This window comes from Sphingomonas sp. 2SG (assembly GCF_005503285.1).
Taxonomy (GTDB): domain Bacteria; phylum Pseudomonadota; class Alphaproteobacteria; order Sphingomonadales; family Sphingomonadaceae; genus Sphingomonas; species Sphingomonas taxi.
On record NZ_SCMZ01000013.1, the window covers coordinates 40,859 to 55,128 of the forward strand.

Genomic DNA, 14,270 nt, shown 5'->3' on the forward strand with positions numbered 1-14,270 from the left:
AGCATTACATGATCGGGGGCGCCCTCGCGCTGGCGCTGCTCAGCAGCACGGCGATCGCGCAGACCGACGCCAATGGCGTTGCCCAGATCCCGACCGTCGCTGCCCAGCCGGCGGCGACCGCGACCTCGCCCGACAAATCATTGGTGGTGACGATCGCGCTCGATAACGACGGCCGTCCGACCTATGCGGTCACGCGCAAGGGCAAGCCGGTGCTCAACCCAGGCAAGCTCGGCGTCATGTTCACCGACGCGCCCAAGATCGAGCGCAACCTCGAACTGATCGGCAAGACGGCGTCGTCGGCGGACAGCAGCTGGACGCAGCCGTTCGGCGAATGGAAGACGATCCGTGATCGCCATAACGAGCTTGCCCTCCGCTTCCGCGAGAAGACCGGGCTGAAGCGCGAGATGGACGTCACCTTCCGCATCTTCGACGACGGCATCGGTTTCCGCTACAGTTTCCCCGACCAGCCCAATCTGCATCAGGCGAATATCGCCGACGAGCTGACCGAATTCGCCTTTGCGCAGAACGGCACGGCGTGGTGGAAGCCCGCGCTCCAGTGGAACCGCGAGGAATATCTCTATGAGAAGACCCCGCTCGACGCGGTCGGCACCGCGCAGACGGTGATGACGGTCAAGCTGGCCGACGGCACGCATGCCGCGGTGCATGAGGCGGCGCTGATCGACTATGCCGCAATGAATCTGGCGCGCAGCGAGGGCAATACGTTCAAGGCGGCGCTGACCCCCGGCGCCGGCGCGCCCAAGGTCGTGCGGACCGCACCCTTCGCCTCGCCGTGGCGGACGGTGATCCTGTCCGACGATGCGCCCGGCCTGTACATGAGCCACCTCGAACTCAACCTCAACGAGCCGAACAAGCTCGGCGACGTCAGCTGGATCAAGCCCGGCAAGTTCGTCGGCGTGTGGTGGAACATGATCAAGGGCGACTGGACCTGGGCAACCGGCCCGAAGCACGGCGCGACCACCGCCAACGTCAAGACATATATCGACTTCGCCGCCGCCAACCGCATCCCCGGCGTGCTCGTCGAGGGCTGGAACGTCGGCTGGAACGGCGACTGGTTCGGCAATGGCAACGAGATGCAGTTCGACCAGCCGACCCCCGATTTCGACGCGGCGGAACTGTACCGCTACGCCAGGGCGAAGGGCGTCTATCTTGTCGGCCATAACGAGACCGGCGGCTCGGCGAGCCATTATGACGCGCAGCTCGACCGCGCCTTCTCCTACGCGCGCGATCACGGCATTCCGGTGATCAAGACCGGCTATGTCACCGACGCCGGCCAGATCGAGCGCGTCGACGCCGACGGCACGAAGAAGCGCGAATGGCACGAGGGCCAGTGGATGGCGAACCACTATCTGCGCGTCGTCCAGACCGCCGCCAAATACAAGGTCGGCATCGACAGCCACGAGCCGATCAAGGATACCGGCCTGCGCCGCACCTATCCCAACTGGCTGAGCCGCGAGGGTGGCCGCGGGATGGAATATAACGCCTGGCCGGGCAAGAACCCGCCGAACCACGAAGCCAATATGTTCTTCACGCAATGGCTCGGCGGCCCGATGGACTTCACCCCCGGCGTGCTGAGCCTCGAAGGATCGGGCGGCAGCCCGTTGCTGTCGACCGAGGCGAAGCAGCTCGCGCTGTACGTCGTGATCTATTCGCCGGTGACGATGGCGGCGGATACGCCCGAGAATTACGCCAAGCATATGGACGCCTTCCAGTTCATCCGCGACGTGCCGGTCGACTGGTCGGAGACGCGCGTGCTCAACGGCGAGGTCGGCGAGTACGTGACGGTGGCGCGCAAGGACCGCGCCGGCGAAGATTGGTATCTCGGCAGCATCACCAACGAGGCGCCGCGCACGCTGACCGTCGCCCTCAACTTCCTTGATTCCGGGCGTAGCTATACCGCAGAGGTGTATCGCGACGGCGCGGGCGCCGATTACCGGACGTCGGCGCGCCATGCGATCGCGATCGAGAAGCGCAGCGTGAAGAAGGGCGACACGCTGTCGCTCGCGCTGGCGCCGGGCGGCGGACAGGCGATCCGCTTCGTCGCCGCCGGCAAGGCGCGGCGGCGGTGATCCGCCGGGGGCGGGCGCGCGCGACGGTTGCCGAACCCACGCCGTCATGCCGGACTTGTTCCGGCATCCACCGGTCCGCAGGCGCGGAAAGTGTTGCTCACTGGGGTGACGGAGGGTTTGGCGAGGCCGGTTGCCCGGCCCCGTATAGCCGCGGCATCGCCTATGGCCGATCGGGTGTCGCAGCGGTTCCCACATCGTTCGTCATGCCGGACTTGATCCGGCATCCCGCTTCTTATTTGCGTCGTGTAGCAAGAAGCGGGACCCCGGCGCAGGGCCGGGGTGATGGCGGGGTGCGGGAGCGTGCGAGGCCAGCATCGACCCTATCCCATGTCCGCGCGATCCACCGGCGCACGCCATGACCGCCGTCGCACGGCCGCGGCAGAGCTGGGCGGGTCTCTGGAACATCTCGTTCGGCTTCTTCGGCATCCAGATCGGCTTCGCGCTCCAGAACGCGAACATGAGCCGCATCTTCCAGTCGCTCGGCACCAGCCTCGACGATCTGCCGGCGCTGTGGGTCGCGGCACCGCTCACCGGACTGCTGGTTCAGCCGGTGATCGGCCACCTCAGCGACCGCACCTGGCTCGGCCGTCTCGGCCGGCGGCGGCCCTATTTCCTCGCCGGCGCGATCCTCGCCGCGATCGCGCTGCTGCTGATGCCCGAGAGTCCGGGGCTGCTGATGGCGGCCTTGCTGCTCTGGCTGCTCGACGCGTCGCTCAACGTCTCGATGGAGCCGTTCCGCGCCTTCGTCGGGGACATGCTCGACAAGGACCAGCATGCCGCCGGCTATGCGGTGCAGACCGCCTTCATCGGTGCGGGCGCGGTGTTCGGGTCGATTTTCCCGTGGCTGCTCGAACACCTCGGCGTATCGAACGTCGCGGCGGGCGGCGGCATCCCGGATACGGTGCGCTTCGCCTTCTGGTTCGGAGGCGCCGCGCTGTTCCTCGCGGTGCTGTGGACGGTGCTGACCACGCGCGAATATTCGCCCGCGGAGATGGCGGCATTCCACGGCGAGGCCGATGCCGGGGATCAGGAGCAGGTGACGCGCACGCTAGCCGCGCGCCGGCTGACCGGCAGCGGCGTGTGGATCGCCGCCGGGGCGATCGTCGTCGCCGGCGTCGCAATGCTGGGCCTTGAAAAGGAAGTGTATCTGCTCGGCGGCCTGCTGATCGCTTATGGATTGGCGAGCATCCTCGCCATCCTGCGCGCGCGCGACGGACGGCCGGTCGACATGCTCGGCCATATCGTCGGCGATTTCGGCGGCATGCCGGTGCTGATGAAGCGGCTGGCGGTCGCCCAATTCTTCAGCTGGTCGGCATTATTCATCATGTGGATCAACACCACGCCGATCGTCGCCGGCGCCTTTTACGGCGCGCCCGACGCGCGCAGCCCGCTCTATCAGGCCGGGGCCAACTGGGTCGATGTGCTGTTCGCCGCCTATAACGGCATCGCCGCGGTGGCGGCGCTGACGCTGCTGCCGCTGCTGGCGCGGCGGATCGGGCAGGCGCGCACGCATATCGTCGGGCTGCTGTGCGGCGCGGCGGGCTTTGCGAGCTTCTTCGTCGTCACCGATCCCAGATGGCTGCTGGCGAGCGAGATCGGCATCGGCATCGCCTGGGCGTCGATCCTCGCCATGCCCTATGCGATCCTCGCCTCCAGCCTGCCGCAGCGCAAGCTTGGTATCTATATGGGATTGTTCAACGTCTTCGTCGTCGTGCCGCAATTACTGGTGGCGACGGTGATGGGGTCGATCACCAAGCATTTCTTCCCGACCGCGCCGATCTGGACGCTCGCCTTCGCGGCGGGGGCGCTGTTGCTCGCGGCGCTGGCGATGACGCGCGTGACGGCAGGCGCGACGCGATGAACGGCGCCGGACACGACGGTCCGGCGCCGTCGACCGTCAGAAGGTGATGCGCGCGACGCCGGCGATCTGCCGGTCGCTCATGATCGCATCGCGCGGTCGGGTGGTGATGCCGTAATAGGTCGACCGCACCGTATTGGTGAGATTGGTGCCGTTGAGTGTCAGCGACAGATGCGGCGTCACGTTGGCGGTGATCGACGCGTCGAGCTGCCCGGACGATTTCTGGAAGATGGGCAGATTGCCCGTGCCGTTGGCCGAGGTCGTCACCAGGAACTTGTTGCGCCAATTGTAGGCGACGCGCGCCGAGATCAGGCCATGTTCGTAGATGCCGACCAGATTGTAATTGTACTTTGACAGGCCCTCCAGCGGCAATTGTGTCACCGGCCCCTGGCTCGCCGGGCTCGGCGCCTCGGAGTCGACGTAGGTGAAGTTCGCCTGCATGCCGAGGCCGCTCAGCGCGCCGGGGAGGAAGTCGAAGAACTGCTGATAGGCGATCTCCGCGCCCTTCACCTTGGCCTTGCTGGCATTGTCGTAGGTCGTCACGTCGTAGAGCGCAGTGACGCCGTCGGTGAAGGTGACGCTACGCGGCACGATCACCGTCTGGATGTAGTTGGAGATGTTCTTGTAGAAACCGGCGACGCTCACCGACCCGGTCCGCGCGAAATACCATTCGAGCGAGGCGTCGAGGTTGCTCGACCGCATTGGCTTGAGGAAGGGATTGCCGGTCGAGGTGGTATGCTGCTGGTCGATCTGTGCGGTGCCGGGCTCGGTGATCGTCAGCGTCGGGTTGAGCTGGTTGAAGTTCGGGCGCGAGATGTTTTTCGATGCGGCGAACCGCAATTGCAGCCGCTCGGTGAGATGCGCGCGCAGGTTGAGGCTCGGCAGCACCGACGTGTAATCGTTGCTCTGGTCGTTTGCCGTGAAGGTCGGCGCGGCGGTCTGCTGCGTGCCGTCCGGCGCGGTGATCAGGTCGATCTGCTGGTAGAAGCCGGTCACCGCCACCTTGGTGCGGACGACGCGCACGCCGACGTTGCCGTCGATCGGCACGGGCAGCGCGTCCGCCTTGAAGAAGGCGGCGAGATAGCCCGTATAGGTCTTCTGCGCCTGCGTATTGGTGCCGCTGGGCTGGAAGGTCGGCGTCGAGGTGATACCGAGCGTCGCCCGCGTCGCATCGTAGTTCAGCACCGTCGGCAGCGAGAAGGCCTGGATGTCGCCGAACAGATTGGCGTCGCCACGGAAGAAGTCGCCGAGGTCGACATAGCGGAGATTGCCCGCCGGTCCGGTCAGCCCGGTGTAGCGATAGCCGGTATCGTTGGTGCGGTTACGGCGATCGGCGTAGCGGACGCCGGCCTTGATCGAGCTGAGGATGCCGCCGTCGAAGCGATATTCGCCGTCGAACCGGCCGACCTTGTCGGTGCCCTTCGAATTGTTGAGATTGTCGAGGTAGAAGCCGTTGCTGTAGGTCGCCGGGCTGGCGAGCCCCGCCGCCGAGGTGATCTGAAACGACGGAATGTCGCCGCGGATATCCTGGGTCAGCGTCGTCGCGGTGCCGCTCAGGCCGACGATCGAATTGAGATTGTTCGTCTTCGAGTCGACGTACTGGCCGTCGGCGGTGATCGTCAGATTGGGTGTCGGCCGCCATTTGGCGTTGAGCGAATAATCGGTGGTCACCGAATGGCGCGCGCCGATCGAGGTGTTGTTGCCGATCGGCACGTCGACGAAGGTGCCGCTCTGGAAATCGCCGTTGGGCGCATAGGTGAAGGGCGCACCCGCCTGCGGCGTGATCGCGACGCCGCTGGTATAGGCGAAATAGCTGTAGCCGTAGGAGCGCAGCTTGTAATCGTTGCGGAAATATTCGCCCGTGAATTCCAGCGTGTCGGACGGCCGCCATTGCAGCGAGACGTCGACGCCGAAGCGGCGGCGGTCGCCGGGCACTTCGCCGATGCCGGTGCCGTGCGGCAGCGTCGTCGTCTGGCCGGTGCGGCCGAGCGTCGCCAGCGTCGCGGCATCGCCGGCGTTGGTCGGATCGAGCGTATAGAACGGCTCGGTCGAGATCGTGTCCTGGCGGAAGGCGGTCTTCTGATAGGAGGCGCTGGCGAGGATGCCGATCTCGCCGATGCCGGTCGACCAGCGATCGCTGAGCAGCAGCGACGCCGCCGGTTTGCTCCGGCGTGCGAGGTCGTAATAGGTGTTGGTCACCGACGCGGACGCCTTGGCACCGTCGAAGTCGAACGGCTTGCGGGTTCGGAAGTTGATTGTGCCGCTGAGCTGGTCCTCGATCAGGTCCGCCGACGGGTTCTTGTAGACGTCGATGCCGGCGAGCAGCTCGGACGGCACGTCCTCCAGGCTGAGCGAGTTGCTCGATCCGCTGGCGGTAAAGATGTCGCGGCCGTTGAGCTCGGTGCGGACCTGGGTCAGGCCGCGGATCGCGACCGAACTGCCCTCGCCGAACGCGCGCTGGATCTGGACGCCGGAGATGCGCTGCAAGGCCTCGGCGATATTGCGGTCGGGCAGCTTGCCGATGTCTTCCGCGACGATCGAATCGACGATTTGCGCCGCGTTGCGCTTGATGTTCTGCGCCGACTGAAGGCTGGCGCGGACACCCGTGACAACGATGTCATCGCCGGCCGAAGGCGTGGTGGGGCTGGGGTCGACGGCCTGTCCCTGATCGCCGCTCGGGGCGGCGGTGCCGCTGTTCTGCTGCGCTTCGGCCGCTGCGACGGGCGCGGGAGCGTCCTGCGGTGGCGCCGTCTGCGCCTGTGCGGCCGAGCCGGCCAGAGCGATCGCCAGCAGCGATACCGTCGCGTGGAAGCCCTTGTCGCGACCCAAGCGCGTGCGCACCATCGAACCCGTCATCATTCTCTCTCCAGCCGATCCGGCCGCGGCGATACCGCCGCGCCTGACTTGCAGACGTCGTGCTCGGCCCGTCGCGAACGTCTCGGGGCGCCGCCTAATCCACTGGAAAACGCATTTATACGACAAATACGAATTTACAGGCGAATGTTGGAGCGCATTGGTAAAAATGTCGCAGAAGGGCCCGTTCGGGCTGATCCATGTGAAGCGAGCGGCCTATGCGAGCTAACGTACGGAGATCGGGCGGTCATGTCCCGCGCGGAACAGCTAGGTTGGGCTCGTCATGCCGCTGGGGCGGCTGCTGTCCGGCCTCACCATCGGCGGCGTGGCGCGTGGATGACCGCACTTGGAGCTATGGCTAATTCAGACAAATCTATCGCACGTGAACGATGGGGTCAGCCCCGCAGGCTGAACTGGATCGGCAGCTCGACCGAGACCGGATCGCCCGGAATATCGGGCGTCGGCGCGGGCAGGGGCGAGCCGCGCCTGATGGTCGCCAGCGCTTCGCCATCGAGCAACGGATAGCCGCTGCCGCGCACGATCCGCGCCGAACGGACGATGCCCTGACGATCGACGCCGATCGCAACCAGCGCCACGCCCTGCTGCCCGTCGCGTTCGGCGACGCGGGGATAGCGCAGCAGCGGCCGGAGATGCGCGAGGATATCGCCCTGCCAATTGGCCCGCGCCGCGCGCTCCGCCGCGGCGGTTCGCCCCGACGTGGGTTGCGCGGCGGCAGGAGCGGCACTGGCCGGCGTAGTGGCCTCGGCGGGCTGGTCGCTGTGCCCCTGCGGGTGCGGCGGCGCGGGCGTCGCGGGTTCGGCCGGCGCGGCATGCGGGGCGGGGAGCTGGACGAGCGGCACCGGCACCGGCGGTGTCGGCGGCGGCGTCTCGGTCCGGCGCGGCATCTCCTGCGCCGGGGTGGTCGCCTGCGCGGTCGCGGACGCGTCTTGCGCGGCAGGGGGGACGTCGAAGACGGCCAGTGCGGGCGCCGGCCGACTGCTCGATGCCGTGGAAGGGGCCGTCCAGTGCCGGAGCGCGATCGCCGCCAACACGACATAGACCAGCGCCGTGCCGCCGAGCCCGAGCAGGTTTTCGCCATGCCGGCGCCGCGCGGCATAGGAGGCGGTGGGCCAGCCGGTCGCCATCGGCGCCCGCGCGAACGCTAGGTCAGAAGACATGATCCATCCTCAGGCTGACGCTGGTGCGTCGGTAGGAATAGAGCCAGTCGACATTGCTGCCGACGCGGCTGTGCTGAACGAGCAGGCTGGGGCTGAGACCCGCGACCTTCGCGCCGGGGAGTCGCGCGAGCATCGTGTAATTCCGCTCGACGTCGCGGCGTCTGGCGTCGAGCAGCGGGCTGAAGCCACCATAGTCGCGGCGGCGGAGCGAGGCGGTCAGCAGCAGGTCGACCGCCGCGCCGATCGTCCGGTCGAGCCCGAGCCGCGCGCCATATTGGCGATAGGCGTTGACCCGATCGCCGGCGCGCTTGTCGAGCAGATCCGGCCCGCCGAACACCGTCCAGCCGTGCGGCAGCGTGTGGAAGCCGGTCAGCCACGCATCCGCCTGCCGCCCGTCGTAATCGCGATAGCCGTCGCGCCGGTAGCGATAGTCGCGCCAATTGCCCTCGACCCGGACGAGCGTGCGCGACCCGAACCCGCGGCTATATTCGCCGTGCAGCCCCCAGGCATCGTAGAGCCGCTGCCCCCCCAGCGTGCCGAGATCGAACGAGGGGGCGAGGACCAGTCCGGTGGCGGCGGTGCGGCGGTCGTAGCCCGCGTACAGCGACAGCGCGGTCTGGCTGTAGCGGCCGTGGCCGGGGAAGAGGTCGCCGAAGGCGAGCACCCGGCCGCCGATCCCGTCATGGCCGACGAGCGGCAGGCGCAGCGTGGCATTGCCCTCGATATTGATCCCGCGCGCGGCGATCGGATCGGGCACCTTGCGGTCGAACAGGCAATCGCCCGAGGCGCCGGGGATCAGGCAGGTGTAGCTCGCCGACGACTGGTTGAGGTTGGAGCTGTATTCGGGGCCGAACGACACCATGCCCTGCACGCCGCGCCGTTTGCGCAGGGCGGCGAGAAAGGTGTCGACCGTCCGCACCACGCCCGCCGCCTTGTCGCCCTGCGCGAGCAGCGCGCCGCGCACGCCGGCGAAGGCCTGCGCCGCCTCGCGATCGCGGCGATCGAGGAACAGCACGCGGGCCAGTTCGAGCCGGCCGGGCAGGAAATCGGGCTGCGCCGCGACGAGCGCGCGATAGGCGCGCTCCGCGCCCGCCATGTCGCCCGCCTCGCGCGCGAGGCCGCCTTCGGCGTACAGGATCAGCCCGTCCTCGTGACCGGGGAGGGCGCGATAGGTGGCGAGGAAGCGACGCACGTCGGGCCAGCGTCGCCGCACGATCGAGACGTAGAGCGCCGCGCCCGTGTCGCTGGCGTTGCGGCCGACGGCATAGGTGGTGCCGTCGATCTCGACGCTGGTCGGATCGAGCCGCTCGGTCTTGTCGCGCACCCGCGTTTCGGCCTCGGCCTTGCGCTGCTCGACGGTCTGGTCGAGGCGCAGTCGCGTGTCGCCGCTGCTGGCCTGCTGGGCAAGCGCGGGCGAGGGGCAGGCGGCGGCCAACAGGGCGCCGGCGATGCCGACGCCTCGCGGGCCAAGGACGGAGGCCATGACGGCCCCCGTCCCCCGACGCATCGGATCAGTTCTTCGTGCCACCGAAGGCCGTGTCATACTGGCGCGCCGAACCGAAGGTGGCGATACCAGCCAGCGCAGCGGCGTTGGCGCCGTAGAATTGGCCTTTGACCGCACCGCCCGAAGCAACCGTGGTCCCGGACTGGGTTGCTGACGCACTGGAACCGGAGAAGGTCACGCCGTTGATCGCGGCGGTGCCGATGTTCACCCCATACCCCGAAGCGCTGTTGGCGATGCCGCCGGTCAGCGTGCCCGACGAGCCCGACGCGAAGTTGGCGGTGAAGGTGCCGGTCAGCAGACCCTTGTTGGCATAGTCGCTGATGCCCCGGACCGCATAGGTCGCCGAGCCGCTGGTCGGCACGGTCGTGCCGGTCGTGGTGCCGGCATAATAGACCGTATGATCGGTGCTGCCCGAGCTGGCATTGCTGCTCCACTCGCCGAACCAGACGTCATCGTTGCCGACTTGCGCGAAGTGGAACAGGCCGAGGTTGCGATGATCGTCGGGGCCGGTAGTCGGATTGTTGATCGTCGTCACGCCGTTCAGGTCGGTCGAGCCGTTGCCCTTCAAGTCCTGGAAGGCGACGAAATTGTTGATGCCCGTCGCCTTGGCGCTCAATCCGGCCTTGCCGGCGGTTGGGTGCGACGGGCCGAACGCGGAGCTTACCCCAACGCGATTGTTGTCGCGATCGCTGGTGCCGCCGTCAACGTCCTGGGCATGAGCGGTGCCGGCGAATGCCATCGCCAATGCGGCGGAGGCGGCGAAGAGCTTGAGGTTGGTCATTTTCATGATACGTCTCCTGCTTGGTAACGCATCCGGCCATTCCGGATGCGGGTATCCGGCAGTCGCTGCCCGGCCATGGGTTTGCATGTCAGGCGCGGCGGCGGCTGCCGAATTCGGGTGTCACAGCCTCCCCGTCAGGCTGAGACGCAGCGTCCGTCCCGGCGAGGGATTGAGCGTGCGGCTGAGCGGGTCACTGTAGTAATGATCGGTCAGATTGGTGCCGTTGATCTCGGCGGTGAAGCGATCGTCGACGCGGAAGCGGACATAGGCGTCCACCGTCAGGTTCCTGCCCCATGCATAGGGAACGTTGAGCGCATAGCCCTGGACCGGATCGGGGGAGTTTAGCAGCGTGTCGAGCAGCGGGTTGTTATACTGGCTGTACCAGACGAAGCGGGGGCCGAATTCCAGTCGACGATCGAGCAGCCGCGCACCCAGCGTCAGGTTGAGCGAGTCGTCCGGCGCGGCCTGCGTCAGCAAATAACCTTGATAAAAGCCATATTTGACGCAGGCTGGAATCTTGCCGAGCCAAGTAGAACCGGAGTCCGTTACCAATGCTCTGGTTTCGTCGCAGACGCGATTGGTGAAGACGTGGGCATAACCGATGTCGCCGAACACGCTGCCGTTATCGTATCGCGCCTGCGCCTCGATGCCCGACAGGATTTGCTTGTCGAGATTGGAGGACTGAAGGTTGGTGTTGCGATCGATCACGTCGGTCGTGACGTTGCGATACCAGGTCAGGCGAAAGTCCGCCTTCCGGCCGTCGCCGAGCCGGAACAGCGGACGCAAGTCCTGAATATAGGCGGCCTCGAGCGAATGCAGATGCTCCGGCCTTAATGGATAGTCGGCATTGAGCGATTGTGAAAAGCCCGACGTGCTTTCGAATAGGCTGGGATACCGGAAATATTCGGCATAGCGGACATAAGCGCGTGCCGAATGGCTCAGATAGGCTGTCGCTGATGCTGTCGGCGCCCAGTCATGGCCGGAAAGCCGCGTATCGGCCATCGTAAGGTTCCGAAAGGCGAAGATCTCATCGATCCCGCAAACGCTGCGACCAGAATAACGCGGTCTATAGCGCGAACTGTCGCTATATGCCCCGTTCAGACAGTCGATCTGCGATCGTGTGATCTTGCCTCGCGCATCTGGATAGAATGGATCGAGGTAGGAATAAAGGGTCCACTGATTAAGCTTTGGACTGTAGCTGGCAGCTGCGGTGTCGGCCAGCAGGGTGGCGTCGGCGATCGATTTTCCCCGATAGATGGCGTTGCCATATGTATCGCGTCGGTAATCGTCTTTGCTCTGGATCTTGAACGATCCCACCTTGTTCACATATCCCGCTACGCCTCTGACCAACAGCTTGTCGCCCGCCGCGATCGCTGCGCGAAGCTTGTCGTCGATGGCGTGGAATCCGGCATAGGTGACGCCGGCATCGAGCTTGAGGAAGCTGGCCGGGCGCCATTCGGCCTTCACGTCGATGCGATATTCGCCGCGCCGCCCGAACGGTTGTTGCCGCAGAAGAAGCCGCAATAGCTCGCCCCGCGCGCGACCGCGGACTCGCCGGTCGGGCGCAGCACCTCGCGCTGCCAGTTGCCCTGCAGCAGCAGGTCGAAGCGCGAACCGAATTTGAACTGGTTGCTGGCGATCGCGCCGAAGCGGTCGTTGCGCTGGTGCAGGATCGCGGTGTCGCGCAGGATCGGGTCGCTATAGGATGCGGCCTGCGGATAGCCGCCGTTGCTGTTGGTGTCGCTGAGCGTGTGCGTGTCCCAGAAGCTCGCCTTGAAGTCGAGCCACCAGAGGTTCGGCTGCAATTTATAGTCGAGGTTATAGGCCTGGGAATGGATGTGTCCGAGCGTCCACTGAAGCGATCCGATGCCCGGGCTGCCGTAGCCGACCACGCGCGACGGCAGGATGTCGCCATAGGTCGAGCGTGTGTCGCGGAAACCCGCCTTCAGGTAAGAGGTGTCGTCGAGGTGCCAGACCGCCTTGGCCAGCCATGACGACGTCCGCGACGAGGTGTTGGTCACCTCGTAGCCGGGCCGGTAGTTGAACGCCATGCGCTGGATGAACGTGCCTTGCTTCTTGGGATCGGCATCGACCTGCGAATAATAGCCGGCGTCATGCTCACCGGCGAAATAATTGCCGCGGGTGCGATAGGCATAGGCGCCTAACAGATCGATTGCGCCCAGCCGGCCCGCCACGGCGATGCGCGCCGCCTTGTCGCCGAACGAGATGAGATGATTGTCGTTGGGACCGCGTGCCTTGACCCGCACCGCCGGGTCGCCCCCCGGATAATTGACGAGCCCCGGGGTTATCCCATTGCCGGGGAACAGGGGGAGGTCGCGATAGCTCTGCCCGAGGCTGAGCCGGGGGAGCTGCGGCGCGGTGGAATTGTTGCCGCCTTCCACCTTGGCCTCGATGCCGAACGTCTGCCCCTTGCGCAGGATATCGGTGGCGTCGAGCGTGTGGACGACAACCGCGCCGCCGCTCGATCCGTCGACGCCGCGCTCGGACACCGGCCCCTTCGCGACCTGGATGCCCGCGATCAGATTGGGATCGATATAGGCGCGGTTGCTCGCGCCGTTATAGCCGCGCCAGACGGTCAGCGCCTGTTCGGTGCCGTCGATGATCACCGGCACGCGGCCGGGGCCGGAAATGCCGCGGATGCTCGGGTCGATGCCGCCGCCGTTGCGCGCGTCGCCGCTATAGACGCCGAGCATGCCCTTGAGCACGTCCGCCGGGGTCACGCCCTTGTACCGCTCGACCTCGTCCTTGCCCATATAGGTGGTGGTCGTGTCGCGGTCGTAGATGTCGTCATAGCCGCGCGCGTCGCGCGCGCTGCCGCCTTCGGCGGTCTGCTGGCCCTCGACGCGCAACGCATCGGTGGTGATCGTGTCCGCCGTCGCGGGCGCGGGCAGCCGCTCGATCGTCACCCGGTCGCCGTGCAGCCGCCCGGTGAAGCCGGTCCCCGCCAGCAGCCGGGCGAGCGCCGCCTCCGCCGTTCGCCGCCCGCTGACGCCCGGCGATGCCGCCGCCCGGACTGCGTCGTCCGGCGCGTCGATCTGCACGCCCGCCTGCTGTCCGAACGCGATCAGCGCCTCGCCCAGCGGCCCCGCGGCGATGGCGAAATCCCGCGCCCGTGCCTGCTCGGCCTGCTGTGCCGCGGCCACGCCCGGCGCCACCACGCCCGCGAGCGCGGTCGCGCCCAGCCATGTCGCACGCCACACCACGATCGCCGCGCACCGCCCCCGCAGCCCGCCACTGGTCCGTCCCGTCCTTCGCACTTGCTTACCCCCATTTCACGTTCCGGCCTTTGATGCGAACGCGTCGCATTAGCCTATTAAATGAAACGCAGTGGCGGTCGGGATTTTCGGAGAATAATGCGCGACGAACATCGCGCGGCAGTCATTTCGGCTGACGCAGCGCGCTGCGGCAGCGGGCAACGCCCTCGGCGACGAGGCCGTGTGCGGTCGTCACCGACACGCCGAGCCGTTCGGCGATCTGGGTCAGCGTCGCGCCTTCGATCCGGTGCATCTCGACCGCCCGCCGCATCCGTGCCGGCATCGTCTCGAACAAAGCGGCCAACGTGCGCAGTTCGTCACGGGCGATGGCCTGGCTTTCCGGCGATGGATCGAGGCTCGGCACGTCGACGGGCGGCGTGTCGGCGCCCTCGGCGAACAGCGACGACTGGACGATACGCCGCCGCCGCCAATCGCGGCTGAGATTGTCGACGACGGTGCGTAGATAGGGCAGGGTCTCACGCTGCGCCTGACCGGCCGCGGCGGCGTCGAAGCGCAGCCAGGCGTCCTGCAGCAGATCCTCCGCGATACTCCCGTCACCGGTGAGCCGGACGGCGCGCCCGAGCAGCTTGGCGCGCGACACCAGATACAGCCGCAGCCGCCGCTCGGCGGCGGTCATGCCCTGCTCCATGTCGACGTAGCGGGCCATACCGCAGTGGACCTAGTCCATATGCTAACGCCTCGCAATATCCTGTCGGCTTCGGGCAGGCACTCGT

At 66.8% G+C, this 14,270-nt stretch carries 9 protein-coding genes; 2 read left to right on the forward strand and 7 right to left on the reverse strand.

Translation table 11 applies throughout. The annotated features are described in order from the left end of the window. The first annotated feature begins 8 nt into the window (after positions 1 to 8). Together FFS23_RS07620 and FFS23_RS07625 are read left to right on the forward strand one after the other, a co-directional pair. Entirely contained in the window at positions 9 to 2,087 is a 2,079-nt protein-coding gene (locus FFS23_RS07620) for a glycoside hydrolase family 97 protein (RefSeq protein ID WP_249340579.1), read from the forward strand. A gap of 355 nt (positions 2,088 to 2,442) precedes the next feature. Beyond that, positions 2,443 to 3,948, forward strand: coding sequence for an MFS transporter (locus FFS23_RS07625; RefSeq protein ID WP_137898120.1), 1,506 nt, complete (start codon positions 2,443 to 2,445; stop codon positions 3,946 to 3,948). 36 nt (positions 3,949 to 3,984) lie between these two features. Here the strand turns inward: FFS23_RS07625 and FFS23_RS07630 are convergent, their stop codons facing one another. The 7 genes from FFS23_RS07630 to FFS23_RS07655 form a co-directional block, all read right to left on the reverse strand. Next, positions 3,985 to 6,804, reverse strand: a complete 2,820-nt coding sequence (locus tag FFS23_RS07630; RefSeq protein WP_249340580.1) for a TonB-dependent receptor — start codon at positions 6,802 to 6,804, stop codon at positions 3,985 to 3,987. A 389-nt stretch (positions 6,805 to 7,193) separates the two neighbouring features. Next, complete coding sequence (locus FFS23_RS07635) at positions 7,194 to 7,976, reverse strand: energy transducer TonB (RefSeq protein ID WP_137898121.1); 783 nt, start codon at positions 7,974 to 7,976, stop codon at positions 7,194 to 7,196. Further along, a complete protein-coding gene (locus FFS23_RS07640; protein WP_137898122.1) occupies positions 7,966 to 9,459 on the reverse strand; it encodes a surface lipoprotein assembly modifier in 1,494 nt (497 codons plus the stop codon). Before FFS23_RS07640 ends, FFS23_RS07635 begins: the two co-directional genes overlap by 11 nt. Positions 9,460 to 9,487: 28 nt before the next feature. After that, positions 9,488 to 10,267 (reverse strand): Slam-dependent surface lipoprotein, encoded by a 780-nt coding sequence (locus FFS23_RS07645; protein ID WP_137898123.1) that lies wholly within the window; start codon positions 10,265 to 10,267, stop codon positions 9,488 to 9,490. A 114-nt stretch (positions 10,268 to 10,381) separates the two neighbouring features. Then, positions 10,382 to 11,728, reverse strand: coding sequence for a TonB-dependent receptor domain-containing protein (locus FFS23_RS20410; RefSeq protein WP_249340581.1), 1,347 nt, complete (start codon positions 11,726 to 11,728; stop codon positions 10,382 to 10,384). Beyond that, entirely contained in the window at positions 11,725 to 13,485 is a 1,761-nt protein-coding gene (locus FFS23_RS20415; protein ID WP_249340582.1) for a TonB-dependent receptor plug domain-containing protein, read from the reverse strand. The genes FFS23_RS20410 and FFS23_RS20415 overlap by 4 nt, the downstream gene beginning before the upstream one ends. Positions 13,486 to 13,660: 175 nt before the next feature. After that, complete coding sequence (locus FFS23_RS07655) at positions 13,661 to 14,203, reverse strand: sigma-70 family RNA polymerase sigma factor (RefSeq protein WP_137898124.1); 543 nt, start codon at positions 14,201 to 14,203, stop codon at positions 13,661 to 13,663. Positions 14,204 to 14,270: the final 67 nt, after the last annotated feature.